The following is a 24608-nucleotide window of genomic DNA, read 5'->3' on the forward strand; positions in this document are numbered from 1 at the left end:
GAAGGGGTATTTATTGCCCGGTGACGCTACGCTTACCGGGCCTACGGGCCTGTAGGTCGGGTAAGGCGAAGCCGCCACCCGACTCGTTTTACGGTGCCGGATTCACCAGCATCTGCCCTACCGACCCCCTGTCCATCATCTCCAGCGTCTGGCTGTGGAACAGGAACGGGAAGTGCGGCCATGACGGCTGTCCATAGTAGACGAGCAGTTCTACCTGCCCATCCACCCAAACGGTATCTTTCCAGCCCCTGTCTTCCGGGAACGGCATCGCCCCGTTGACGTTGCGGATCAGGAATGACACCCCTTCAATATGGAACGACTGCGGCATCTCCGAGCGGACGGTCCAGCGCTCCCAGGTTCCCTGCTGGGCGGTGATATCAATACGGTTTACGTCCCACAGCGCGCCGTTGATGCCCGGATCGTCGCCAAGGCTGATATCGCGACTGCGTACTGCAGGGCCGGTCACAATTTCCTGCGGCAGCAGGCGCATCGGCAGACTGTCGGTCACCAGCGGCAACAGGCCGGTCGGGCGCAGCGTCAGCACCAGCGTGGAGACCAGAACGCTCGACGGTTCAAAGAAGCCGCGTATGCGGTCAACAATGCTTGCCGCTTCGCCGCAGGTCACGGACACTTCATCCCCGTTGGTCATATCCACGAGGATTTCACGACGTTCGCCCGGCGCAAGCGCCAGCTGTTTCACCGACACCGGCGCAGGTAATAACCCCTGATCGCCTGAAATCACATGCAGGGCACGGCCGTCGCTCATTTGCAGCAGGTAGCGGCGCGAGTTAGAGGCATTCAACAGACGCAGGCGCACCCAGCCACGAGACACTTCGACATACGGGCTTTGCGCGCCGTTAACCAGCAGCGTATCGCCCACAAAGCCACCGCTGCCCGGCTCGCTGTACTCCGGCGTACCGAAGTTATCCAGACGCTTGTCCTGAATAATGATCGGGAAATCATCAACACCGTAGTGATTCGGGATCGGCAGCGTTTTACTGACCTCATCTTCAATCAGCCACATCCCGGCCAGGCCGTTATAGACCTGCTGGGCGGTGCGGTTCGGGGTGTTGGCGTGATACCACAATGTCGCCGCGCTCTGACGAATCGGGAGGACGGGCGCCCAGTCGGCATTCGGCGACATCATGCGCGCCGCGCCGCCCATCAGCGGCCCCGGCACCTGCAACCCACTGACGGTCATTGCGACATTTTCCGTCGTCCGGTTACTGTAGATGAGCTTGACGTCATCCCCATTCCACACGCGAATGGTCGGCCCGAGGTAGCGTCCGTTAATGCCCCATACCTGCGCGCGCGTTCCCTGGGTAAAGGACCAGTGGCTACGCTGAAGCGTGAGGAATAGCGGCTGTCCGCGACGGGATTCAATCAACGGCGGAATAGGCAGCGGCTGTTGCTGCCCGGCGGCGCTGGCTGTCCGCGGCATCGCACCCGCACAAAGGGCGATACCCGAAGCCTGAATAAACTGACGCCGACTGAGTGACATATAAGCTCCATCTGAAACGACTAACAACGCGGGAATTCGTTTTCCCTTGAACGAAACCGGGTTAAATCTTACCGGCGGCTTCTCGCTCTGCAACTTCTTTATCGAGCTGTGCAATGTGCTGAGCCATCAGCTCGCGGCAGTGCGTGGCCAGCTCGCGCACCTGGTCTTTACCGTATTTGGAGGTATCCACCGGCGGTAGCATTTCGACAATGACCAGTCCGTTTTTCAGACGGTTAAGATTAATCTTATTCGATGTATTGGAAACGCACACGGGAATAATTGGAACGCCTGCCGCAATTGCAGCATGAAACGCGCCGGTCTTGAACGGCAGCAGGCCGCGACCGCGGCTGCGCGTCCCTTCCGGGAACATCCAGATTGAGATCCGGCGCTTTTTAAACTGATCCACCACTTCCGCAATGGTGCCATGCGCTTTCGCACGGTTGTTGCGGTCAATCAGCAAGTTACCGGTGAGCCAGTACAGTTGGCCGAAAAGCGGGATCCACAGCAGGCTCTTTTTCCCGACGGTTACGGTCGGCGGAATAACAATATTTGAGGCCGTCACCATATCGTAGTTGTTCTGATGGTTAGCGATATAGATGGCGTTACCGAAATTCTCCGCCCCTTCAGGCAGACGCTTTTCAACCTTCAGGCCGAACAATGGCGCAAGGCGACCAAACATGTGCCCGAACGTCGCGACATGTTTTGGGTTACGCGGGCTGAACAGGCAATAAATCGATCCGAAAATACAGACCAGAATGCAGTAAATAACGGTAAGAATAAGACGAACAATGTATAGCATAGCGACCTCTGAAGCCCTGACAGCTGACAATTATACTTCACCTGTGGCCAGGTAAGGACTTTATTACGAGCGCGTATTGTTAATCGCAACGCACGAATTAACAACGTTTTTACGGGAAATTTTATGGTAATCCCCCTCCGGAAAGAGGGGGGGATGAAACAGGTTACTCTTCGCTGTCGTCCGCTTTGCTGCGCGCCGGCGAGTCGATCTCCACGCGGTCGATGCGCTGCAGGCCACGCATCAGTGAGCCGCGACGTCCGCGCTCGCCAACCACCTTCTGCAACTCTTCCGGACGCAGTTTGATCTTACGTTTGCCGACATGAATGGTCAGCGTGCTCTGCGGCGGCAGCAGGAAGAGATGCGCCAGGCTATCTTCGCCTTTTGCCGCTTCCGCTGACGGGATACTGATGATCTTGTTGCCCTTCCCTTTCGACAGCTCCGGCAGATCGCTGACCGGGAACATCAGCATGCGTCCGGCAGCGGTGATCGCCAGCAGCATATCGCTTTCGTTCTCGATGATCAGCGGCGGCATGACGTGGGCGTTATCCGGCAGGCTGATCAGCGCTTTACCGGCGCGGTTACGCGATACCAGATCGTTAAAGGTGCAGATAAAGCCGTAGCCAGCATCAGACGCCATCAGCAGTTTTTGATTGTCGGCTTCCATCAGCATATGGTCAACCGTGGCGCCCGGCGGCAGCGTCAGCTTGCCGGTCAGCGGTTCGCCCTGCCCGCGCGCGGATGGCAGCGTGATCGGATCAATGGCGTAGCTGCGGCCCGTGGAGTCGATAAACGCCACCGGCTGGTTGCTCTTGCCCTTCACCGCCGCCTTGAAGCTGTCACCGGATTTGTAGCTCAGACCCGGCGCGTCGATATCGTGGCCTTTGGCGCTACGCACCCAGCCGCTCTGGGAAAGCACGATGGTCACCGGCTCGGACGGCAGCATGTCGTGCTCGTTCATCGCCTTCGCTTCTTCGCGCTCATGCAGCGGAGAACGACGGTCGTCGCCAAAGGCGTCGGCATCGGCCTGCAACTCTTTCTTCAGCAGGGTGTTCATCTTGCGCTCGGACGCCAGAATCGCCTGAAGTTGATCGCGCTCTTTTTCCAGCTCGTTCTGCTCGCCGCGGATCTTCATCTCTTCCAGCTTAGCGAGATGGCGCAGCTTCAGTTCGAGGATCGCTTCAGCCTGGGTTTCGCTGATGCCAAAGCGCGACATCAGGGCAGGCTTAGGTTCGTCCTCGGTACGAATGATCTCAATCACTTCGTCAATGTTGAGGAACGCCACCAGCAAACCTTCGAGGATATGCAGGCGCTTAAGCACTTTCTCCAGGCGATGGTTCAGACGGCGGCGCACCGTATCGCGGCGGAAGGCCAGCCATTCGGTGAGGATCTCCAGCAGGTTTTTCACCGCCGGGCGACCGTCCAGACCAATCATGTTCAGGTTGATGCGGTAGCTTTTTTCCAGATCGGTAGTGGCGAACAGGTGGTTCATCACCTGCTCCATATCCACGCGGTTAGAACGCGGCACAATCACCAGACGGGTCGGGTTTTCGTGGTCCGATTCGTCACGCAGGTCGTCCACCATCGGCAGCTTTTTATTGCGCATCTGGGAGGCAATCTGCTCCAGCACCTTCGCGCCGGAGACCTGGTGCGGCAGCGCGGTGATCACCACGGCGCCATCCTCTTTGGTCCATACCGCACGCATGCGCACGGAGCCGCGGCCGTTCTGGTAGATTTTACGGATTTCCGCACGCGAGGTGATGATCTCGGCTTCGGTCGGATAGTCCGGCCCCTGCACGATATCCAGCAGATCGTCCAGCGAGGTTTTTGGCTGCTCAATCAGGGTGATGGCGGCTTTCGCCACTTCACGCAGGTTGTGCGGCGGAATGTCCGTCGCCATTCCCACGGCGATACCGGTCGTGCCGTTCAGCAGGATGTTCGGCAGACGCGCAGGCAGCATTTTCGGCTCCTGCATCGTACCGTCGAAGTTTGGCACCCAGTCGACCGTACCCTGCCCCAGCTCGCCCAACAGCACTTCGGCATATTTAGACAGGCGGGATTCGGTATAACGCATCGCCGCGAAGGATTTCGGATCGTCCGGCGCCCCCCAGTTCCCCTGGCCATCCACCAGCGGATAGCGGTAAGAGAACGGCTGGGCCATCAGCACCATCGCTTCATAGCAGGCGCTGTCACCGTGCGGATGGTATTTCCCCAGCACGTCACCGACGGTACGGGCGGATTTCTTGAACTTGGCGGTCGCATTCAGCCCCAGTTCGGACATCGCATAGACGATGCGGCGCTGAACGGGCTTCAGGCCATCCCCGATAAACGGCAACGCCCTGTCCATGATGACGTACATGGAGTAGTTCAGGTAGGCGTTTTCCGTGAATTCATGTAGCGCGAGGCGCTCTGCCATATCGCTCATTACGTGTGATTCCTCAACTCAGAAACCGATGGGTTTCAGGCAATATTGCCGCAGATACTACCTCATCTGGCGAGTTGAGTCACAAAGAAAAAGGGCCGCATAAGCGGCCCTTTCCGGGTTATTTGTTCAGCTTGATAACCTGCTTCACGTCGATTTCAAACTCGTTCCAGTCTTTATCGATTTTACCCTGGAGTTCGACTTTATCCTGTGGCGTCACCGTCACGCCGTTCCAGCGCTTGTGGTCGATCTCCACCACCACCGTGCCGCTTTCATCGCGGAAGGTGTAACGGTCATCGGACAGGCGCTCGGTAATATTACCGCGCAGCTTCACCCAGCTGTCGTCCTTCATATCTTTGACTTTAGCCGCGGTAGTGAGGTTGGCGTTATTATCGACAAAGCCACCCTGCTGGGTTTGCGTCTGGGTCTGTGTCGCAGATGGGCCAGAGAAGCCACCCTGTGCAGCAAAAACAGGGGCAGTGGTCATCATCATGATGGCAGCAATTGCAGCGTATTTTTTCATCTTAATCTCTCCCTTTAATGTCGTTTCACAATCCATTAAACAGGGTAAACCTTAACAACTTCTTAAGGGGAAAATTTATTTATTTTTACTGTACAGCAGGCGCTTGCAGAAGGTTTACTGACGGCATCAAGGAGGAAATATGCGCATTTTACTGGTAGAAGACGACAAGCTCATCGGCGATGGCATCAAAGCGGGCTTAAGCAAAATGGGCTTTAACGTGGACTGGTTTACCGACGGTAAAACCGGGCAGGCGGCCCTGTACACCGCGCCGTACGATGCCGTGGTGCTGGACCTGACGCTGCCGGAAATCGACGGGCTTGAGATCCTGCGCGCCTGGCGCGAAAGCGGTAAGAGCGAACCGGTGCTGATCCTCACCGCGCGGGATGCGCTGAATCAGCGCGTCGAAGGGTTACGCCTGGGGGCGGATGATTACCTGTGTAAGCCGTTCGCGCTGATTGAAGTGGCAGCCCGCCTCGAAGCGCTGGTGCGCCGCAGCCACGGGCAGGCGCGCAGCGAGCTGCGTCACGGCAAGGTCACGCTCGATCCGGCAAGTCTCGTCGCCACGCTGGAGGGCGAAACGCTGGTGCTCAAACCCAAAGAGTTCGCCCTGCTGGAACTGCTGATGCGCAACGCGGGCCGCGTGCTACCGCGCAAGGCCATCGAAGAGAAACTCTACAACTGGGATGATGACGTCTCCAGCAACGCCGTCGAAGTCCACGTTCATCATTTACGCCGCAAGCTCGGCAGCGAATTTATCCGCACCGTGCACGGCATCGGTTATACCCTGGGTGACGCATGAAACTGACCCAACGCCTGAGCCTGAAGCTGCGCCTGACGCTCCTCTTTTTGCTGCTGTCCCTGGCGGCCTGGTTTGCCGCAAGCGTGGTGGCCTGGCACCAGACGACCGACAAGCTCGATAAGCTGTTCGATACCCAGCAGATGCTGTTTGCCAAACGGCTGCTGACGATGGACGTGGACGAACTCCGCGCCCCGGAACGCATGCGCGAGGTGCCGAAAAAAGCCAAACACGGCCATCTTGACGACGATGCGCTGGCTTTCGCAATCTTCACCGCAGACGGCAGCATGGTGCTTAACGACGGTGAGAACGGGCGCGACATACCTTATCACTACCGCCGGGACGGATTTGATGACGGTCGGTTGCAGGATGACAACGACGAATGGCGTTTCCTGTGGCTGACCTCCCCGGACGGGAAATACCGCGTGGTGGTTGGCCAGGAGTGGGAGTACCGACAGGATATGGCGCTGGATGTGGTCAGCTCACAGCTGACGCCGTGGCTGGTGGCGCTGCCCGTAATGCTGCTGTTGCTGATTGTCCTGCTGAGCCGGGAACTGAAACCACTGAAAAACCTGGCGCAGACCCTGCGTTCACGCTCGCCGGATGCGACCGATACGCTGCCCACCCACGGCGTGCCGACGGAGGTTCGCCCGCTGCTTGATGCGCTTAACCATCTTTTCGCCCGTACGCAGGAGATGATGGCCCGCGAGCGCCGCTTCACCTCGGATGCCGCTCATGAGTTGCGCAGCCCGCTTGCCGCGCTGAAGGTGCAAACCGACGTGGCGCAGCTTTCACTTGACGATCCCGGGGCGCAGTCTAAAGCGCTGGGGCAATTGCATGCGGGCATCGACCGCGCCTCCCGGCTGGTGGATCAGCTTCTCACCCTGTCGCGCCTGGATTCACTGGATAATCTTGATAACGTCGAACCCGTGATGATGGCCGATTTGCTGCAATCCGCGGTGCTGGATATCTGGCATCCGGCGCAGCAGGCGGGCATTGATATTCGGCTCAACGTCAACGCGCCCGAGGTGATGCGTCACGGACAGCCGCTATTGCTGAGCCTGCTGGCGCGTAACCTGCTGGACAACGCCGTTCGTTACAGCCCGCGCGGCAGCGTGGTGGACGTGACGCTGAACACCCAAAGCTTTACCGTGCGCGACAACGGCCCGGGCATTTCAACCGATGCGCTGGCGCGTCTCGGCGAGCGCTTTTATCGTCCACCGGGCCAGGACGCCACCGGCAGCGGTCTGGGGTTGTCTATCGTGAAGCGCATCGCGGCGTTACACGGGATGCGCGTCTCGCTGGGCAATGCGCCTGAAGGGGGCTTTGAGGTGACCGTCAGCTGGTAGCCATTATTGCGCTGAGCGCAAAAGACTTTGCACATTTTGCTTATTTTTCCGCTCCGTCCTCGCGCGTAGAATACCTGGCATACTCTCAGCATCGAGGACAAATAATGAGCAACATTCTGATTATCAACGGCGCGAAAGAATTTGCGCACTCTAAAGGCCAGCTCAATGACACCCTGACCGAGGTCGCGGATGGTTTCCTGCGCGACGCCGGACATGATGTTAAGGTCGTGCGCGCGGACAGCGATTACGACGTGAAGGCCGAAGTGCAGAACTTCCTGTGGGCCGACGTGGTTATCTGGCAGATGCCGGGCTGGTGGATGGGCGCACCGTGGACCGTGAAAAAATACATGGACGATGTGTTTACCGAAGGTCACGGTTCGCTGTATGCCAGCGACGGCCGCACCCGCTCAGACGCGTCTAAAAAATACGGTTCCGGCGGCCTGTTGCAGGGCAAGAAATACATGCTCTCCCTGACCTGGAATGCCCCGCTTGAAGCGTTCACCGAGCAAGATCAGTTCTTTGAAGGCGTAGGCGTAGACGGCGCGTATCTGCCATTCCACAAGGCGAATCAGTTCCTGGCTATGGAGCCGCTGCCGACCTTTATCGTCAATGACGTAATTAAAATGCCGGACGTCCCACGCTATATCGCAGAATATCGCAAGCATCTCGCGGAAATTTTTGCTTAACTGGTAGCCTGGAATTAGAAGGAGTTAATTATGCTTACCGTTATTGCTGAAATCCGTACGCGTCCTGGCCAACATCACCGCCAGGCGGTGCTGGATGAGTTCGCAAAGATCATCCCGACCGTACTGAAAGAAGAAGGCTGCCACGGCTACGCGCCAATGGTGGACGCCGCCACCAGCGCAAGCTTCCAGGCGACCGCGCCAGACTCGATCATCATGGTTGAGCAGTGGGAAACCGTCGCGCACCTTGAAGCGCATTTGCAGACCGCGCATATGAAAGCGTGGAGCGACGCGGTGAAAGGGGACGTTCTGGAAACCCATATTCGTATTCTGGAGCAAGGGGTTTAAGTTCTGTGAAATTTACCGGGTGGCACTGCGTTTACCCGGCCTACAACTTCCCTCCCAGGCCCGGTAAGCGTTAACGCCACCGGGCTTTTTTTATCACCTTAACACTCAACTGCTATGCTTATTCTGACTTCATGTTAAACAGGAGGATGGAATGGGTCTTTTTAATTTCGTGAAAGAAGCAGGCGAAAAGCTGTGGGACAATCTGACCGATCATAAGGGTCAGAGCGACAAAATCACCGAGCACCTCAAGAAACTCAACATTCCCGGTTCCGATAAGGTTCAGGTTGACGTCACCGACGGCAAAGCCAGCGTGACGGGCGACGGGCTGACGCAGGAGCAGAAAGAAAAAATCCAGGTCGCCGTCGGCAACATCGCAGGCGTCAGCGAGGTGGAGAACAACATCACCGCGACAGATGCCAAAGATGAAGCTACTTACTATACGGTGAAATCCGGCGATACCCTGAGAGCGATCTCTAAAACCGTGTACGGCGATGCTAACCAGTACAACAAGATTTTTGAGGCTAACCGCCCTATGCTCTCCAGCCCCGATAAAATCTATCCCGGCCAGACGCTGCGTATTCCTAAAGCATAACGTCTAAAACAGTCGGTTCACGTCGCGCAGAGGAACAGAATGAAAATAGCTTGTCTTGGCTGGGGTTCGTTAATCTGGAAAAGCGGCGCGTTACCGGTAGCCGGTGAGTGGCAGACCGACGGGCCTTCTTTGCCCGTCGAGTTCTGTCGGGTCAGCGATGGCGGTGAACTGGCGACCGCCATCTGTATGAATGCCCCTGCCGTGCCGGTGCTTTGGGCATGGCTGGAGGCCACAACGTTGAGCGTGGCCTGCCGCGCTTTGCGTGAGCGCGAAGCCATTCCCGAGGATCGCTGCGATGGTATTGACTCGCTGCTAATCACCGGACGCGACACGGGTATCCTGACAACATGGGCCAGGGAGAAAGGTATTGAAGCGATCATCTGGACCGGGCTCCCGCCGAGAAGCGCGTCACAGGAAGGCAGGGTTCCTGCCGTGGACGAAGCCATCGCTTATCTCGACGGCCTCAGCGGAGAGACCCGTAGCCATGCGCAGGACTATATTTGCCGCGTGCCTGCCCAGCTTGATACGCCCTACCGGCGCGTCATTAAAGACGTGCTTGGATGGTAATCCCCCGGCCAGTTACCAGTACAGTTTCCAGCTCCGGGTGAAACGCACCAGCGCCTCAACGTAGAAGTAATCTCCCCAGCTTGCGCACTCATCCACGCCTTTGTTGCTCCCGAGGTGGTAAACCGAGTGTTTAAGCAGCCCGTTGCCCTTTTCTTCTCTCCCCATCAGATAGTGTTTCGTCAGTGACGACATAATGCCTTTAGCCCACTCCATATAGCGCTCGCGATCCGGATCCGTGACCGGCAGGTGTTTCACCAGCTCCAGCAGCCCACATACCGCAATCGCCGCCGAGGAAGAGTCACGCAGCGCGTCGGTGCCCACCAGCGCCAGATCCCAGTGGCAGACGTAGTCTTCGGGCAGGCGATTGAGGAAGTAGTTCGCCAGCCGTTTTGACAGGGCGATCATCGTCTCGTCGCCGGTATAGATATAGCTCAGCAGGAAGCCGTAAATTCCCCACGCCTGCCCGCGTGACCAGCAGGAGTCGTCGGCGTAGCCCTGCTGGGTGTTGCCGTAGCGCGGTGCGCCGGTTGTCACATCCATATAGTAGGTGTGGAATGTGGAGGCATCGTCACGAATGAGGTACGTCGCCGCCTGCATGACGTGCGCTTTTGCGGCGTCGGCAAAGCGCGGATCGCCCGTCTGCTCCGTTGCCCAGTAGAGCAGCGGCAGGTTCATGTTGCAGTCGATGATCATCCGCCCGGCCTGGTCCGGATCGGAGAGATCGCCCCACGCCTGGATGATCTTCGCCTTCTCGTGGAAGCGTTCCAGCAGAGCTTCCGCCGCCAGCAGCGAGAAGCCGCGCGCCTCGCGGTTTCCGGTCAGCCGCCACGCGGCTACGCAGGAGAGCGTGTAGAGGAAGCCTAAATCGTGGGTGTTGGTGTCGTTGCGCCCGGCGATGCGCAGGCCAAACGAGCGCACGTGTTTTTCCGCCATCGCGCGGAATTTTTTCTCGCCGCTCATCTCCCATGCCAGCCATAGCTGCCCGGTCCAGAAGCTGGTGGTCCACTCCACGTTGTCAGTCAGCGGATAAAAACCGTTCTGGCAGGTTTCCGCCGGGAATTTGTCGCCGAACTCCGTTAAATGACGGCTAATCAGGTCCAGAACGTGGCTGCGCGCCGAATTCAGTTCATCGCTGAATGCGCGGGAGTCAACGGGCGCAGCGATAACAGGCAGACGTTCTTCTTTGATACGACTTAACATATTTCGGTTCCTTCTTTGACGGCGTAATTTATCGTGTTGACGTTTCTGCTACGTTCAGCGCACGAGCCCCGCGCCATTTGCTCTGACAGGCGGATAACGTAAAAGCAGAAATAAGGGTAAAGGTCAGCGCCGTTGCGCCCATGATGATATAGGTGTGCTCAAAGCCAATACGGTCATACATATAGCCGGCAGGGGAAGAGACCACCACGTTGCCAACGTAGAGCATTGCCTGATAGCCGAGTAAATACATGGTGGCATTGACGCGCTTGTCGAAATGCTCGGCGATATATTTAAATACCGACACCAGCAGGAGACAAATTTCCAGACCGTACAGCGGCTTAAGCACTGAAATTAACAGGTGAGAATCACACATGCCGGAAATAATCAGACGCGCCCCGACCACCAGCCCGACAATTAATAGCCCGCGTTTGGCGCCAATAAAGTTCACAAACAGCGGGACCACCATATACATGACAAATTCCATGCCCGACTGCACGGTCCCGAGATAACCGAATACCGCGTTGCCCTCATGAATATCATCGAAGAAGGTGACGAAATAGCGCGAGAACTGCTGCTCGGCGATAAACATCATCCACGCCACGCCCGCCACGTACAGACAGAAGGCCCAGAATTTGCGGTTTCGCAGCAGGGCGTAAACGTCTGACGGGGCGATTTTCTCTTTCGTCAGCACCTCGCCCGCGTGAATGGAGTTAGTGTTCACTTTCAGGCTCAGCAGGACGATCAGCATCACCACCGATGCCACGCTGCCGAGAATAAAGTTATACGCCGGTGAGAGGTTAAAAAGCAGGCCGGAGAAGGACGATGCCACCGCCCAGCCGAGCGAACCCCACATGCGAATTTGCCCGAACTCCATGCCGTTTAAGCGGCTAAAGCGGTCGGAATACGATTCGCACGCCGCCACACCCGCGTACCAGGCAAAGCTTAAATAGAGCGCGCCGATAATAATCCCCAGCAGGGTATTAGACATTAACAGCGGCTGGTATACGTAAATAAAGAACGGCGCCATCAGGGCCGACATGATCACCACAAAATAGAGCAGGTATTTGCTCATGCCGATCTTATCGAGAATATAGCCGTAGATCGGTTTAAGAATAACGGAGAATATCCCGTTCACCGCAAAAACGGTTCCAATCACCGAGCCGCTGAGATTGGCTTTCTGGCCAAGCCAGATCGCCAGCAGTCCAATACTGGCAGACCAGGTAAAGAAATAGAGAAAGATAAAGCTACTGATTTTGTAATATTCAGTTCTGTTAGTTGTCGATGTGCTTTTCATATCATCCTCGCCGACGTGTAGGGCCAGATTTTTATAATGTGAACGACAGCTTACGTTCGCTTCCGGGTTCGCTAATGACGACCCGGCTATGGGTTATATTCAGCTGCGGCGTCGCCGCAACGGGCTGTTTTCCGCCAGCCAGAACGGCGCAACAGAGCCAGCTTTCCCCTTGCGGGAGGTCGGCCTTTAACAACGGAATGGAAGCGCACTCCGCAAACATAATGCTGCTGTTCGGCGGCGTGACGATGCTGTCTGGCTGGCGGTGAATGACCGGCGAAAGATCGACAATGACGCTGCTGCCGTTTTCAGCCATCAGATAACAACCGCGATCGCGCACCCGGTGGGCGGTTTTCATCACCGCAAAGCCGCCCTCGACGGTTTGCAGAGTGCGCGCGCTGTTGATGCGGTGCAGGCGCAGGTGCCACTCCCCGAACGGGATCTGCCAGGTCGCAATCTGCACGTCGCGCCACGGCGACCAGCGCGAGAAAATGTTATGTTCATCCACCCGAACCTCTTCGCACTCGCGACGACCACGGAAATAGTCATCTCCATCCGCCAGCAGCAGCATGGAATCGCAGGCGGCATGCTTCAGGCCAAATCGTCCACGCTCAATGGTGAATCCGAAGCGGCTGGAGTAGGCAAATTTGGTGTATTTCGCTTCGGTGTTGACGTAGTTATTCAGCTCCAGCTGACCAGCGGTGAGCATGACGACGTGCTGCGAAGCTTTCGAATGCATCAGGATCTGCTGCGCATGCGGGATCACATGTTTTTCAGCAAGCGCGGGCAGCGGCTGCTCGTCGGCCTGCCAGAACGGATGCGCCTCCGGCAGCGCCAGGATCAGGTAGGTTTTCAGCGCCCAGTACGGTGAACCGGGGGAGTTGTAATCCTCGCACATCGCCAGGTTCGGATACGCAAACCCCAGGGTAAGAATACCGTCGCGATCGACAATCGACTGCTGCTGCCACCAGCGCAGATGCCGCAGCACAATGCCCTTCACGATACCCGGGGTGAAGACGTCCAGCTGAGAAAAAGCCACCGCGCTCCAGAAGGCAACCATGGCAAAGCGGTAGGTCAGGCTGCGGCCAAACGGCACCGAGGCACCATCGGCGGCGGACCAGTAGATAAAGTCTTCCGCGAACAGACGCGAGCGCTCGCGCAGCACCTTTGCCCTCGCCTCGTCGTCACTCAGGGTGGCGTAAATCAGGCCGTAAAAATGGAAAGCCATGGAGATGTAATAGTCTTTCGGGCGGCCGGGACCGTCGGAGTACCAGCCGTCGCCGAGATAGTAGGCGTCCATCAGCGCAAAGCGGTGGTCTATGGCGGCCTGATCGTACGGCAGGCCGGCGCGCTTAAAGCCGAGCTGGACCATAATGGCAAAATAGTTCCAGTTGCTGTCCGGCATCTGCGCGTCGGTGATTTGGTTGAGCCACGCGTGCAGGTTCATCACCTCGCGCCCGGTAAAGTGCGCGGTGAGTTTATCTCCCAGCAGAGCGAGCCCCAGACCGTAGGCCGCCATCTCCACCAGACGCTGATCGTACGGGCCGGTTTCACCCCAGTAGCCGGTGCTTTGCGGGTCGGTACCAAGCTTAATGGCAGTAAGGTACTTCTCGCTGAACGGCGTGCTTTCGCCGGATGCCATCAGCGGAAACAGCCCCCACAGCGCGCGGGAAAGTCCCTCCATCTGCGCAATATCCGCTGTGTAATGGGCGCAGGTATCACCCAGCGAGAATCGTGAACGGTTCGCCGGAAATTGCGTGTCCAGCGCCTGTAAAAGTGCATTCAACGACGCCACTACATCCTGGCGTGAAGACAACGGATTTGATTTTTCTTTGTTTGCCGCCCACATCGGTTCGCCCTCGTAATCAACTGCGGCAAAGCATAGTGAATCCGCAAGGGGCAGAAATGTTAGCCGTGTCACAGGCATGAACGATGAATAAACCTCCAGTTGAGAAAATTTAAAAAGGTGGTTTATAAAGACGGTCAGACGGGAAAAAGTTGAGTTTTATTGCACTATGCGCGACACGCCGACATCCGATCTTCTGGAACTGATCGCCCTGAACGATACCGTGGCCTCGTTCAGCCGCCTGTTTGCCAATACCGTGCGCTACCATCACTGGCACCAGTGTCTGGAGATCCTCTATGTGGAAGAGGGCTTTGGGGTGGCGATTGTCGATAATCGTCACTACACCATGCGCCCCGGACGGCTGTTTTTCTTCCCGCCTTTTACGCTGCACAAGGTCATGGTGGACGAACAGGCGGAGGCAATTTACCGCCGCACCATTATTCATCTCGACCAGCACGCGGTGCTGAAGATCCTGCGGAATTTTCCCCAGACCCGGCAGCGTCTGGAGCGGCTGTCACGCCGTGGCGGCGAAGCGTGGGTCGCCGATTTAGCTCACTTCCATCACCATATCGACCATCTGTTTAGCTGCTATAAACCGCCGATGAACAGCGAGAGCATCGCCAGCCTGCTGATAGGCCTGTTCGCGATGCTGCCCGACGATCGCGACGGCGAGCCGGGAAACAGCCAGGGGATCGCCAGCCAGGTGATGTTTTGGCTCGACGAGCATTATCAGGAGAAATTTCGTCTGGATGCGCTGGCCAATGAGCTGGGAAAATCCCGCAGCTACGTATCGCGAAAATTCCATGCGGAAACGGGCGAAAAAATTCACGACTACCTGAATACGCTAAGGTTGCGTAAGGCGTGTGAGTGTTTACTCCACACTGATTCGAGCGTGCGTGACATTGCCGCACAGACGGGTTTTTCCGACGTGACGTGGTTTATCAGCGCGTTTAAAAAAGGGATTGGCGAGACGCCGCTGCAGTACAGGAAGAACCATCGTGCGGTTTGACGCCCTCACCCACGGGGCTGAGGGTTCCCCACAAATTAATGCGAGCACTGAGCAATCCCCTCGCCCCTCCGGGGAGAGGGTTAGGGTGAGGGGAACATACGGCGGTGGTGGTCATTCCGTTCACTTTATGTTCCTTGCTACTCTGTAACGACATGACCGGTGAACGTGCCAGGGTGGCTCAGTCGCCACCACCCTGGCGACCCGGGCTCACGGCGGTAAATCGCCGCTTCGCGGTGCCCTCGGCTCATTCCTTCCGGCTTATCGGGTACGGGCGGAGGCAACGTCCCTGTAAAGCCGCCCTCTCGGCGCATCCCTGCGCCTCGCCCCGGCCGGAAGGCAAACGCCTCAGCGATTTACAGCCGGACCAGGGCATCGCTGACAGCCCTCAGTCATTTAGAAAGCAACTTTATTGCTTCTGCATAAAAAAATTACTGGGGATCCCTCAGCCCACGGGGAGAGGGGGAAAATCAACCGCTCTTCTTGCCCGGCTTTAATCCGCGGTGTAACTCGTTGATGCGCTTCATCGACTTGATGGTGCGCTGCGGCTCGGTGGAGGCGACGGACAGAATAATCATCTCCAGGCACAGCAGCACCGTGCCGTGCAGCGGGATTTTGCCCTTCTCGCCGCCGCGCGGGACGTGGATCACTACGCTTGCCTCTTTGCTAAAGCGCGAGTCCGTGGCGTTGGTCAGCAAAATGGTGGGAATACCCAGGCGCTTCGCTTCGCGCAGCGTGGTCTGTCCCTCCCGGTGCGCGGATTTTTGCGCCATCATTACCAGCACGTCACCGCGCTGTAGGGCAATCAGCTGTTCGGCGAGGCCAATACCGGTGCGGTTGAGCGGGATCGCAGGCAGGCCTATACGGCTAAACAGTCGCGAGGTGTACTCAGCCAGAATGCCGGATGCGCCAATGCCAAAAATAGCGACCTGTCTCGCCTGCGCCAGCAGCGACACCGCCTGCGCCATCGCGTAGCGGTTGCCCGGTTCGGACAACACCGCGCAGGTGTGTTGATGGCCTTCCAGCACAAAATCGATGCTCGCGTCGACGTCGCTGGTAAGCGTGTTTACCGTCGTGGACATCTTCTCGCTGGAGGTGACCACCGGGCCAAACCACTGCTCCAGGGTCTGCTTGAGATCCCGCAGCCCGCCAAACCCAAGCGCCTGAATGGCACGCACCACGGTGGCGTCCGAGGTGTGTAGCACAGCGGCAATCTCCATTGCCGTCTGCTCCATAACCGCTTCACGATTTTCATTGATATAGCTCGCCACCTGCAGCAGGCGCGGCGTCAGCTGGTGCGCCCGCGAGCGGAGGCGGTCGCCGTAGACATCAATTTTTCGGATCATCGTGCGGCCTCCGGCAGCGGACGGCCCGCTATCTGCGACTGCACCTGCGCGGCCATCAGCCCCAGCGAGGCAAATGAATTTGAGATCGCTTCCTCGCGGGAGATGAGCACGTAATGCCCGGTTCGGCAGGCGTTGAGAAACTGACACCAGCCCGGCATTACCGCATCCATCGCCGCCAGCTCGTCCTGCGGTTTTCCGCCGGTGTCCCCGCGCCAGGTTGCAAAGACAAAATCAGCATCCAGCTCCGGCAGACGCTCGGCGCTGACGTCGATGCGCCCGCCCTCCGGGATGCTCTCAATCAGCGGCGGGAACCTGAACCCTGCGTCGCGCAGCACGCGCCCAAGCGAGTGGTAGCTGTGCATGGCGTTGATTTTGCCCTGATTGGCCTGAATCACCGAGACGGTCAGTTTGCTCGTATCGATGGTCGCCTTTAGCGCCTCGATCTGCTCCTGATAGCGACGCTCCAGAATCTTCAGCCGCGCCTCTGTCCCGGTAAGCTGCGCCAGCTTGCGGTAGATCTCCGGCGCGCCGCCGTCGAGGTGATCGATACTCACCGTCGGGGCAATTTTTTCCAGCTGTTCGACCGGCGTGTTGCGGGTCGGCTCGGTGATGATAAGATCCGGCTTCGCCGCGGCGATGGCTTCAATATCGATATCGGCGGTGCCGATGAATGTGATGTCGGAATTATCAAAATCGATGCCCGTCAGCATGCCGCTGGAGCGCAGAAAATGGCTGCCGTCCGGTCGGGTACGGCCATGGCTGGCAACCGGCGGTACGCCAAGCTCGATCAGCGGAATGGTGATATCCAGGTCGTGCAGGGACACAATCCGCTTCGGGTTAACCGGCACCACCACTTTGCGGTTCAGGTCGTCAGTAAACGTCTGCGTTGGCTCTGCGGCTCCTGCAGCAAAACCCACCAGCACCAGCATTGCAAAAAATACGCGCATTTCTATCCCCTAAAATCGATCCCGACGCTGCCAGAGCAGCAGCAGGAAAAACGGTCCGCCAATCAGTGAAATGACAATTCCCGCCGGCAGCTGCAACGGGAGAAATGCCAGCCGCCCGACGTTATCCGCCAGCAGCACCAGCAGCGCGCCCAGTACGGCACTTCCCGTCAGCAGTGCCGTTTGCCCTCCGCGCAGCAGCAGGCGCGCCATGTGCGGGGCAATCAGCCCGACAAAGCCGATACTCCCCACGCAGGAGACGCAGGCCGCGGTGAGCACCACGGGGGGAAACACGCGCAGCAGCGCGAGGTGTGAAGTCCGCACGCCCAGCCCCGTCGCAGTGTGGTTGCCGAGCAAGGCTACGTCTGCGGCGCGCGCGGTAAAGAGCAGCAGCGCAAACGCCGGCACTGTCCAGGCAGCAGCGATGCTGACCAGCGTCCAGCTTGCCGCATGCAGACTCCCCGCCAGCCACAGCATCGCCGTCTGGACGTCGCGCACGTCGGCGGTCGTCATAAAGACCCCCATCGCGGCGGCAAACGCCCATGACACGCCGATGCCGATCAGGATGAATCGCGGGCGCGAGATATCACGCGCCAGCGCCACTACCAGCAGTGCGGTCAGCAGCCCACCGGCCATGCCGATAAGTGGACGCCAGTACGGCCCCAATCCCGGAAACTGAAAAATCAGCAGCAGCACCGCCGCGCTACAGCCCTCTTTCACGCCGATAAGTCCGGGGTCAGCAAGGCCGTTGCGGGTAATGGACTGCATGGCCGCCCCCGCCATGCCGAGCATCGCGCCGCACAGCACCGCCATCAGCAGGCGCGGCAGGCGGATATCCATCACAATGTAATGCGCATCCGCCGTCAGACGTTCAGGATAAAACAGCGCACGTCCGATGGCGGAAGCAGGAATGGGCAGCAAGCCGTGCGTCAGGCCAAAACTTAGCAGCAGTAAAACGGCAAGGGTTAAAACGGTCAGATACAGCAGCGCCCTCGGGCGAACCAGCGCCGAGAAGGAGGAAAATCGTACTGCCCTCAATCCAGCCCGGTTCATTTGAACATCCTTGACGCCATAAGGATAAAGACCGGCGCGCCGACCAGCGCAGTCATCACGCCGGTTGCCAGCTCATACGGCGTAAACAGCGTGCGGGCGGCGATATCCGCCATCAGCAGAACCAGCGCCCCGCAGAGGGCTGAGAGCGGCACCATCACGCGCAGGTCCACCGATACCAGACGGCGAATCAGCTGCGGCACAACGAGTCCGATAAACCCGATCGGTCCGGCAACTGAAACCGCCGCGCCGCACAGCAGGGCGATGGCCAGCAGCGCGAGCAGGCGCGTTTTCAGCAGCGACACGCCAAGCCCCTGCGCCATTCTGTCCCCCAGCGCCAGCATGTTCAGCGACGGCGACAGCCAGAGCGCCAGCGCAAAACCCACGGCAGCGGCCCCCGCGGCGCTAGCGGTCGTCTCGCCGATGACTCCCGCCACATCCCCCGCAAGCCAGGTCCGCATGGCCAGCAGCGTCTGTTCATCCAGAATCAACACCGTGGCGGTTATCGATGAGGCAAATGCCGACATCGCCACGCCGCACAGCGTGACTTTCATCGGCGTGAGACCGGTACGCCCGGATGAGGAGAACGTTAGCACCAGCAAAAAGAGCGCGGCGGCGCCGGCTGCGGCTATCAGAGGGCGGCCAAACGGCAGCGACAGCCCGAGGGCACTCGTCAGCACCACCGCCAGCGCCGCCCCTGCATTTAGCCCCAGGATATGCGGCTCGCCGAGCGGGTTGCGGATCACTGACTGCAGCAGCACGCCCGCGACGCCGAGCGCCGCGCCCGTCACCAGGGCAGCGCACAGTCGCATCAAGCGCAGCCTGACGATCACGCTATGCTCAAAATTGCGCGGGTCGAAGTGGAAAAATGCGTCTACTACCGTCCGGGGGGCGATAACGCGCGCCCCGATGCTCAGGTGCGCAATCGCGCCTGCCAGAAGCAGCAGCGTAAAGAGAATAAAGGCCACAGACGTGCGCATCATGGTTTGTCGACAGCCTGACGGAACGGCATAAAGAACGGCTTGCCGGTCAACGGGTTAACCGACATATGCACGTCGACATCAAACACCGCTTTGATCAGCTCCGGCGTGCAGGCGTCGCCCTCATGCAGTACCCCCTCAACCTTTCCCTGACGTAAAAAGACCAGCGAATCACCGTAGTTCACGGCGAAGTTGAGATCGTGCAGAACCACCACCACGGTGCGCCCGTGCCGGCGCGTCAGCGTGTGCAGCAGTTCGAGGATCTCTACCTGGTAGCGAAGATCGAGGTACGTCGTGGGTTCATCCAGCAGGATGTAGGGCGTTTGCTGCGCCAGCACCATGGCGATCCAGCAGCGCTGGCGCTGGCCGCCGGACAGGCTTTCAACCAGATGATGGGCAAACTCTGCCGTTCCGGTCAGGCGTAACGCCTCCTCCACGGCCCGCTCGTCTTCTTCGCTCCACTGGCGCATCACGTTCTGCCAGGGGAAACGTCCGCGCGAGACCAGCTCAAATACGGTTAACCCTTCTGGAAGCAGCGGAGACTGCGGGAGGATCCCGAGCTGGCGGGCGACCGCTTTGGTTGGCTGCGAGTGGATGGCTTTGCCGTCCAGCACCGCGCTGCCGCCGAGCGGCTGAAGCAGCCGCGCGAGGGTACTTAACAGCGTCGATTTTCCGCAGCCGTTTGCGCCCACCAGAACAGTCATTTTCTGCTGGGGGATCGCAAGGGAGATATCATCAACGATGATTTTTTTCTGGTAACCCGCGGAGAGGTTCTCAAGAACCAGTCCCGGCTTTTTGATGTAGTGAGCCACGTGAACGCCAACGTAAGAAAAAAAACCAACAAATAAAAATAAAACTCATTCTCTTTTGTGAGTTTGCCGCCGCGCCATGTAGTAGTCAAGCGAAGATACACCCTGTAAACCCCAGGGATAACTGAGCATCGCTGCACAAATTAAAATTCATTTTTATCAACTATTTTCAATGCCTTAAACAAGAAACCAACGCGTATTAGCCAGAGAGAAACCTCTGTAGCGAAATTTTTATTTATTCCATTTACTACTACATCCCCTCATGCTTGAATGATTCTCAATTACAAGTCCGATGCCGTAGAGGCTAACGGACAGACCGTAAGGGCAATGACTCACACATTCTTCCGCGAGCATTTCATCGCAGGATATTTTGGGAAAACAGATGTAATGGCTAAGTTCACACCTTCATTCGCCGGGGTAAAAGGGCGCGCGCTCTTTTCACTCCTGTTCATGGCGCCTCTGGTGCACGCAGCAGCAAAAGACGGTGAGACGCTTACCGTCACTGCCGACCCTTACGCTTCCACCGACGCCACCAGCGGCTATCAGCCCCTGAACACCTCCACCGCCACGCTGACCAACATGCCGATGCTGGACATCCCGCAGGTGGTCAATACCGTCAGCGATAAAGTGCTGGAAGACCAAAACGCGACCACACTCGACGAGGCGCTGTATAACGTCAGCAACGTGGTGCAGACCAACACCCTGGGCGGCACGCAGGATGCCTTCGTGCGCCGTGGCTTCGGCGCAAACCGCGATGGCTCGATCATGACCAACGGCCTGCGCACCGTGCTGCCGCGCAGCTTCAATGCCGCAACCGAGCGCGTGGAGGTGCTAAAAGGCCCGGCCTCGACCCTTTACGGTATTCTCGACCCCGGCGGCCTGATTAACGTGGTGACCAAACGCCCGGAGAAAACCTTCGGCGGCTCGATTTCTGCCACATCAACCAGCTTTGGCGGCGGTACCGGACAGTTTGACGTCACCGGTCCGATTGAAGGTACGCGTCTGGCCTATCGCCTGACGGGGGAGTATCAGGACGAGGATTACTGGCGTAATTTCGGCACCGAACGCAGCACCTTTATCGCCCCGTCTTTGACCTGGTTCGGCGATGATGCCACCGTGACCGTGCTCTATTCGCATCGCGACTATAAAACGCCGTTCGATCGCGGAACGATCTTCGATCTCAACACCAAAAAGGCCGTCAACGTCGATCGCAAAACCCGCTTTGATGAGCCATTTAACGTGACCGACGGTCAGTCCGACCTCGCTCAGCTTAACGCGGAGTATCGCCTTAACAGCCAGTGGACCGCGAAGTTCGACTACAGCTACAGCCAGGATAAGTACAGCGATAACCAGGCTCGCGTGATGGCCTACGATTCAAAAACCGGCAACCTGACCCGCCGCGTGGATGCGACCCAGGGTTCGACCCAGCGTATGCACACAACGCGGGCAGATTTGCAGGGGAACGTGGACATCGCGGGCTTTTACAATGAGATCCTGACCGGCGTGTCGTATGAGAATTACGATCTGCTGCGTACGGACATGATCCGTTGTAAGAACGTTAAGGATTTCAATATTTACAACCCGAGCTACGGCAGCCTCGGCAAGTGCACCACCGTCTCGGCATCCGACAGCGATCAAACCATCAAGCAGGAGAGCTACTCCGCCTACGCGCAGGACGCGCTGTACCTGACCGATAAATGGATCGCCGTTGCCGGACTGCGCTACCAGTATTACACCCAGTACGCGGGCAAAGGCCGTCCGTTTAACGTCAACACCGACAGCCGCGACGACCAGTGGACGCCGAAGCTGGGCCTGGTATACAAGCTCACGCCGGCAGTCTCCCTGTTTGCTAACTATTCCCAGACGTTTATGCCGCAGTCGTCCATTGCGAGCTACATCGGCGACCTGCCGCCGGAAACGTCGAACGCGTATGAAATAGGCGCTAAATTCGACCTGTTCGACGGCATTACTGCCAACATCGCGCTGTTTGATATCCACAAGCGCAACGTGCTGTACACCGAGAGCATCGGTGATGAAACCGTCGCCAAAACCGCGGGCCGCGTGCGCTCGCAGGGTGTCGAAGTGGATCTCGCCGGATCGCTGACCGAGAACACCAACATTATCGCCAGCTACGGCTATACCGATGCGAAGGTGCTGGAAGACCCGGACTACGCGGGCAAACCGCTGCCAAACGTGCCGCGCCATACCGGCTCCCTGTTCCTGACGTACGATATTCACAATGCGTTTGCCGGGAATACGCTGACAATTGGCGGCGGCGGGCACGGCGTGAGCCGTCGTTCAGCGACTAACGGTGCGGATTATTATCTGCCGGGCTATTTCGTGGCGGATGCATTTGCGGCGTACAAAATGAAGCTGCAATATCCGGTGACGCTACAGGTGAACGTGAAGAATTTGTTTGATAAGACCTACTACACGTCGTCGATTGCGACCAATAACCTGGCCAACCAGATTGGCGACCCGCGTGAAGTGCAGTTTACGGTGAAGATGGAGTTTTGACGTCAGTGCGAGGCGTTCCCCTCACCCTAACCCTCTCCCCAGAGGGGCGAGGGGAGCGATCGTAGGCCCGGTAAGCGCAGCGCCACCGGGCAAAAAAAAGCCCTGCATCGCAGGGCTTTTTCAGCATCAGGCCTCTATATCCGCCATATCGCCTTTCTCCTGCAGCCAGTTACGTCGGTCTTCCGAACGTTTCTTGGCAAGGAGCATATCCATCATGGCGTTGGTTTGCTGTTCGTCTTCGTCGCTGATCGTCAGCTGCACCAGACGGCGCGTGTTCGGATCCAACGTCGTTTCGCGAAGCTGCATCGGGTTCATCTCGCCCAGCCCTTTAAAGCGCTGCACGTTCGGTTTGCCCTTCTTGCGCTTCAGCTGTTCCAGCACGCCCGCTTTCTCTTCTTCCGTCAGCGCATAGTAGACTTCTTTGCCAAGGTCGATACGGTACAGCGGCGGCAGCGCCACGTGGACGTGACCGTTTTTCACCAGCGTGCGGAAGTGCTTCACGAACAGCGCGCACAGCAGCGTGGCGATGTGCAGACCATCGGAGTCCGCATCCGCGAGAATGCAGATCTTGCCGTAGCGCAGCTGGCTCAGATCGTCGCTGTCCGGATCGATGCCGATCGCCACGGAGATGTCGTGTACTTCCTGCGAGGCCAGCACTTCATCAGACGAGACTTCCCAGGTGTTGAGGATCTTACCCTTGAGCGGCATGATCGCCTGATATTCACGATCGCGCGCCTGCTTGGCCGATCCGCCCGCCGAGTCCCCTTCCACCAGGAAAAGCTCGGTGCGGTTGAGATCCTGCGCGGTACAGTCCGCCAGCTTGCCCGGCAGCGCGGGGCCGCTGGTCAGCTTTTTACGCACCACTTTCTTCGCCGCGCGCAGACGACGCTGGGCGCTGGAGATCGCCATTTCAGCCAGCATTTCTGCGGCCTGAACGTTCTGGTTCAGCCACAGGGTAAACGCATCTTTCACCACGCCGGAAACAAACGCCGCACACTGGCGTGACGACAGGCGCTCTTTAGTCTGACCGGCAAACTGCGGATCCTGCATTTTCACGGAAAGCACGTAGGCGCAGCGGTCCCAGATATCTTCTGCGGAAAGCTTCACTCCGCGCGGCAGAATGTTGCGGTATTCGCAGAACTCGCGCATCGCATCCAGCAGACCCTGACGCAGGCCGTTGACGTGCGTCCCACCGAGCAGCGTTGGGATCAGGTTGACGTAGCTTTCCGTCAGCAGCTCACCGCCTTCAGGTAGCCACAGCAGCGCCCAGTCCACCGCCTCGGTATCACCTTCGAAATTCCCGACGAACGGTTTTTCCGGCAGGGTCGGCAGGCCGTTAACCGCTTCGCACAGGTAGTCGTTCAGACCCTTTTCGTAGCGCCAGCTCTGTTCGGTGTTGTTAACGTGATCTTTAAAGGTGATTTCTACGCCTGGGCACAGCACCGCTTTGGCTTTCAGCAGGTGCGTCAGGCGGGAAACAGAAAAGCGTGGGCTGTCGAAGAAGCTTTCGTCAGGCCAGAAATGGACGCTGGTGCCGGTGTTGCGTTTACCGCACGTCCCGACGACCTGCAAATCCTGCACTTTTTCGCCGTTTTCAAACGCGATGTTATACACCTGGCCGTCGCGACGGACGTTCACTTCCACGCGCTTTGACAGGGCGTTAACCACAGAGATCCCCACGCCGTGCAAGCCGCCAGAGAACTGGTAGTTTTTGTTGGAGAACTTACCGCCCGCATGCAGACGGCAGAGGATCAGCTCAACGGCAGGAACCCCCTCTTCCGGGTGAATATCCACCGGCATGCCGCGGCCATCGTCGATGACTTCCAGCGACTGATCGGCGTGCAGGATAACGTCCACGCGTTTGGCATGACCTGCCAGCGCTTCGTCCACACTGTTATCAATTACTTCCTGGCCCAGGTGGTTTGGGCGCGTCGTATCGGTGTACATCCCCGGGCGGCGGCGAACCGGCTCAAGCCCGGTGAGTACCTCAATGGCATCAGCGTTATAGGTTTGCGTCATGATTTAAGCTAGCAATTCGCATT

General features: G+C 58.1%; 21 protein-coding genes. 8 read left to right on the forward strand and 13 right to left on the reverse strand.

Annotated elements, in window-relative coordinates:
• Nucleotides 1-88 precede the first annotated feature (88 nt).
• The 4 genes from ftsP to BFV65_RS17910 all read right to left on the reverse strand — a co-directional run bounded on the left by ftsP (nucleotide 89) and on the right by BFV65_RS17910 (nucleotide 5242).
• A complete protein-coding gene (ftsP, locus tag BFV65_RS17895; RefSeq protein ID WP_023298607.1) occupies nucleotides 89-1501 on the reverse strand; it encodes a cell division protein FtsP in 1413 nt (470 codons plus the stop codon).
• Between the two features lie 61 nt (nucleotides 1502-1562).
• A complete protein-coding gene (plsC, locus tag BFV65_RS17900) occupies nucleotides 1563-2300 on the reverse strand; it encodes a 1-acylglycerol-3-phosphate O-acyltransferase (protein ID WP_022649406.1) in 738 nt (245 codons plus the stop codon).
• A 163-nt stretch (nucleotides 2301-2463) separates the two neighbouring features.
• Entirely contained in the window at nucleotides 2464-4722 is a 2259-nt protein-coding gene (parC, locus tag BFV65_RS17905) for a DNA topoisomerase IV subunit A (protein ID WP_045622728.1), read from the reverse strand.
• A 118-nt stretch (nucleotides 4723-4840) separates the two neighbouring features.
• Entirely contained in the window at nucleotides 4841-5242 is a 402-nt protein-coding gene (locus tag BFV65_RS17910; RefSeq protein WP_022649408.1) for a YgiW/YdeI family stress tolerance OB fold protein, read from the reverse strand.
• 139 nt (nucleotides 5243-5381) lie between these two features.
• On the opposite strand from BFV65_RS17910, the gene qseB reads away from it, so the two are divergent.
• From qseB to BFV65_RS17940, 6 genes are all read left to right on the forward strand, one after another.
• Complete coding sequence (gene qseB / locus BFV65_RS17915; protein WP_022649409.1) at nucleotides 5382-6041, forward strand: quorum sensing response regulator transcription factor QseB; 660 nt, start codon at nucleotides 5382-5384, stop codon at nucleotides 6039-6041.
• Nucleotides 6038-7387, forward strand: a complete 1350-nt coding sequence (gene qseC / locus BFV65_RS17920) for a quorum sensing histidine kinase QseC (RefSeq protein WP_069596956.1) — start codon at nucleotides 6038-6040, stop codon at nucleotides 7385-7387. The genes qseB and qseC overlap by 4 nt, the downstream gene beginning before the upstream one ends.
• Nucleotides 7388-7491: 104 nt before the next feature.
• A complete protein-coding gene (locus BFV65_RS17925) occupies nucleotides 7492-8073 on the forward strand; it encodes an NAD(P)H-dependent oxidoreductase (protein ID WP_022649411.1) in 582 nt (193 codons plus the stop codon).
• A 30-nt stretch (nucleotides 8074-8103) separates the two neighbouring features.
• The gene (locus BFV65_RS17930; RefSeq protein WP_003862506.1) at nucleotides 8104-8418 is read left to right on the forward strand and encodes a putative quinol monooxygenase; all 315 of its coding nucleotides are present in this window, start codon (nucleotides 8104-8106) and stop codon (nucleotides 8416-8418) included.
• 151 nt (nucleotides 8419-8569) lie between these two features.
• Nucleotides 8570-9010: a peptidoglycan-binding protein LysM gene (lysM, locus tag BFV65_RS17935; RefSeq protein WP_069596957.1), complete on the forward strand. Its 441-nt coding sequence runs from the start codon at nucleotides 8570-8572 to the stop codon at nucleotides 9008-9010.
• Nucleotides 9011-9049: 39 nt separating this feature from the next.
• Nucleotides 9050-9577 carry a hypothetical protein gene (locus BFV65_RS17940; RefSeq protein ID WP_069596958.1) on the forward strand — a complete coding sequence of 176 codons (528 nt, stop codon included), beginning with the start codon at nucleotides 9050-9052 and terminating at the stop codon, nucleotides 9575-9577.
• Between the two features lie 12 nt (nucleotides 9578-9589).
• Here the strand turns inward: BFV65_RS17940 and BFV65_RS17945 are convergent, their stop codons facing one another.
• From BFV65_RS17945 to BFV65_RS17955, 3 genes are read right to left on the reverse strand one after another with little or no spacing between them, the layout of a single operon-like run.
• Nucleotides 9590-10777 carry a glycoside hydrolase family 88 protein gene (locus BFV65_RS17945; RefSeq protein WP_069596959.1) on the reverse strand — a complete coding sequence of 396 codons (1188 nt, stop codon included), beginning with the start codon at nucleotides 10775-10777 and terminating at the stop codon, nucleotides 9590-9592.
• Nucleotides 10778-10805: 28 nt separating this feature from the next.
• On the reverse strand, nucleotides 10806-12071 hold the full coding sequence (locus BFV65_RS17950; RefSeq protein ID WP_022649415.1) for an oligosaccharide MFS transporter: 1266 nt from the start codon (nucleotides 12069-12071) through the stop codon (nucleotides 10806-10808).
• Nucleotides 12072-12102: 31 nt separating this feature from the next.
• The gene (locus tag BFV65_RS17955; RefSeq protein ID WP_069596960.1) at nucleotides 12103-13917 is read right to left on the reverse strand and encodes a DUF2264 domain-containing protein; all 1815 of its coding nucleotides are present in this window, start codon (nucleotides 13915-13917) and stop codon (nucleotides 12103-12105) included.
• A 166-nt stretch (nucleotides 13918-14083) separates the two neighbouring features.
• Here BFV65_RS17955 and BFV65_RS17960 point away from each other — a divergent pair, with 166 nt between their 5' ends.
• Complete coding sequence (locus BFV65_RS17960) at nucleotides 14084-14923, forward strand: AraC family transcriptional regulator (protein WP_069596961.1); 840 nt, start codon at nucleotides 14084-14086, stop codon at nucleotides 14921-14923.
• A gap of 467 nt (nucleotides 14924-15390) precedes the next feature.
• On the opposite strand, the gene BFV65_RS17965 is transcribed toward BFV65_RS17960, so the two are convergent.
• The 5 genes from BFV65_RS17965 to BFV65_RS17985 are packed head-to-tail and all read right to left on the reverse strand — an operon-like array spanning nucleotide 15391 to nucleotide 20052.
• Nucleotides 15391-16266: a MurR/RpiR family transcriptional regulator gene (locus tag BFV65_RS17965; RefSeq protein WP_015571883.1), complete on the reverse strand. Its 876-nt coding sequence runs from the start codon at nucleotides 16264-16266 to the stop codon at nucleotides 15391-15393.
• Nucleotides 16263-17213 (reverse strand): iron-siderophore ABC transporter substrate-binding protein, encoded by a 951-nt coding sequence (locus BFV65_RS17970; protein ID WP_023306962.1) that lies wholly within the window; start codon nucleotides 17211-17213, stop codon nucleotides 16263-16265. The genes BFV65_RS17965 and BFV65_RS17970 overlap by 4 nt, the downstream gene beginning before the upstream one ends.
• 9 nt (nucleotides 17214-17222) lie before the next feature.
• Complete coding sequence (locus tag BFV65_RS17975; RefSeq protein WP_069596962.1) at nucleotides 17223-18263, reverse strand: FecCD family ABC transporter permease; 1041 nt, start codon at nucleotides 18261-18263, stop codon at nucleotides 17223-17225.
• Nucleotides 18260-19243, reverse strand: coding sequence for a FecCD family ABC transporter permease (locus tag BFV65_RS17980; protein ID WP_022649420.1), 984 nt, complete (start codon nucleotides 19241-19243; stop codon nucleotides 18260-18262). Before BFV65_RS17980 ends, BFV65_RS17975 begins: the two co-directional genes overlap by 4 nt.
• On the reverse strand, nucleotides 19240-20052 hold the full coding sequence (locus BFV65_RS17985; RefSeq protein ID WP_023306964.1) for an ABC transporter ATP-binding protein: 813 nt from the start codon (nucleotides 20050-20052) through the stop codon (nucleotides 19240-19242). Before BFV65_RS17985 ends, BFV65_RS17980 begins: the two co-directional genes overlap by 4 nt.
• A gap of 384 nt (nucleotides 20053-20436) precedes the next feature.
• On the opposite strand from BFV65_RS17985, the gene BFV65_RS17990 reads away from it, so the two are divergent.
• Nucleotides 20437-22566, forward strand: a complete 2130-nt coding sequence (locus BFV65_RS17990) for a TonB-dependent siderophore receptor (protein ID WP_069596963.1) — start codon at nucleotides 20437-20439, stop codon at nucleotides 22564-22566.
• Between the two features lie 126 nt (nucleotides 22567-22692).
• Here the strand turns inward: BFV65_RS17990 and parE are convergent, their stop codons facing one another.
• Nucleotides 22693-24585, reverse strand: coding sequence for a DNA topoisomerase IV subunit B (gene parE / locus BFV65_RS17995; RefSeq protein WP_023306966.1), 1893 nt, complete (start codon nucleotides 24583-24585; stop codon nucleotides 22693-22695).
• Nucleotides 24586-24608 lie beyond the last annotated feature (23 nt).

This window comes from Enterobacter hormaechei subsp. hoffmannii, from assembly GCF_001729745.1.
Classification (GTDB): Bacteria; Pseudomonadota; Gammaproteobacteria; order Enterobacterales; family Enterobacteriaceae; genus Enterobacter; species Enterobacter intestinihominis.

Coding starts and splice junctions, on each gene's coding strand:
- BFV65_RS17960 (WP_069596961.1), top strand. CDS start 14,084: ATGCGCGACACGCCGACATCCGATCTTCTGGAACTGATCGCCCTGAAC.
- BFV65_RS17955 (WP_069596960.1), bottom strand. CDS start 13,917: ATGTGGGCGGCAAACAAAGAAAAATCAAATCCGTTGTCTTCACGCCAG.
- BFV65_RS17975 (WP_069596962.1), bottom strand. CDS start 18,263: ATGAACCGGGCTGGATTGAGGGCAGTACGATTTTCCTCCTTCTCGGCG.
- plsC (WP_022649406.1), bottom strand. CDS start 2,300: ATGCTATACATTGTTCGTCTTATTCTTACCGTTATTTACTGCATTCTG.
- parC (WP_045622728.1), bottom strand. CDS start 4,722: ATGAGCGATATGGCAGAGCGCCTCGCGCTACATGAATTCACGGAAAAC.
- BFV65_RS17925 (WP_022649411.1), top strand. CDS start 7,492: ATGAGCAACATTCTGATTATCAACGGCGCGAAAGAATTTGCGCACTCT.
- BFV65_RS17990 (WP_069596963.1), top strand. CDS start 20,437: ATGGCTAAGTTCACACCTTCATTCGCCGGGGTAAAAGGGCGCGCGCTC.
- parE (WP_023306966.1), bottom strand. CDS start 24,585: ATGACGCAAACCTATAACGCTGATGCCATTGAGGTACTCACCGGGCTT.
- BFV65_RS17970 (WP_023306962.1), bottom strand. CDS start 17,213: ATGCGCGTATTTTTTGCAATGCTGGTGCTGGTGGGTTTTGCTGCAGGA.
- qseB (WP_022649409.1), top strand. CDS start 5,382: ATGCGCATTTTACTGGTAGAAGACGACAAGCTCATCGGCGATGGCATC.
- lysM (WP_069596957.1), top strand. CDS start 8,570: ATGGGTCTTTTTAATTTCGTGAAAGAAGCAGGCGAAAAGCTGTGGGAC.
- qseC (WP_069596956.1), top strand. CDS start 6,038: ATGAAACTGACCCAACGCCTGAGCCTGAAGCTGCGCCTGACGCTCCTC.
- BFV65_RS17980 (WP_022649420.1), bottom strand. CDS start 19,243: ATGATGCGCACGTCTGTGGCCTTTATTCTCTTTACGCTGCTGCTTCTG.
- BFV65_RS17965 (WP_015571883.1), bottom strand. CDS start 16,266: ATGATCCGAAAAATTGATGTCTACGGCGACCGCCTCCGCTCGCGGGCG.
- BFV65_RS17910 (WP_022649408.1), bottom strand. CDS start 5,242: ATGAAAAAATACGCTGCAATTGCTGCCATCATGATGATGACCACTGCC.
- ftsP (WP_023298607.1), bottom strand. CDS start 1,501: ATGTCACTCAGTCGGCGTCAGTTTATTCAGGCTTCGGGTATCGCCCTT.
- BFV65_RS17945 (WP_069596959.1), bottom strand. CDS start 10,777: ATGTTAAGTCGTATCAAAGAAGAACGTCTGCCTGTTATCGCTGCGCCC.
- BFV65_RS17930 (WP_003862506.1), top strand. CDS start 8,104: ATGCTTACCGTTATTGCTGAAATCCGTACGCGTCCTGGCCAACATCAC.
- BFV65_RS17940 (WP_069596958.1), top strand. CDS start 9,050: ATGAAAATAGCTTGTCTTGGCTGGGGTTCGTTAATCTGGAAAAGCGGC.
- BFV65_RS17950 (WP_022649415.1), bottom strand. CDS start 12,071: ATGAAAAGCACATCGACAACTAACAGAACTGAATATTACAAAATCAGT.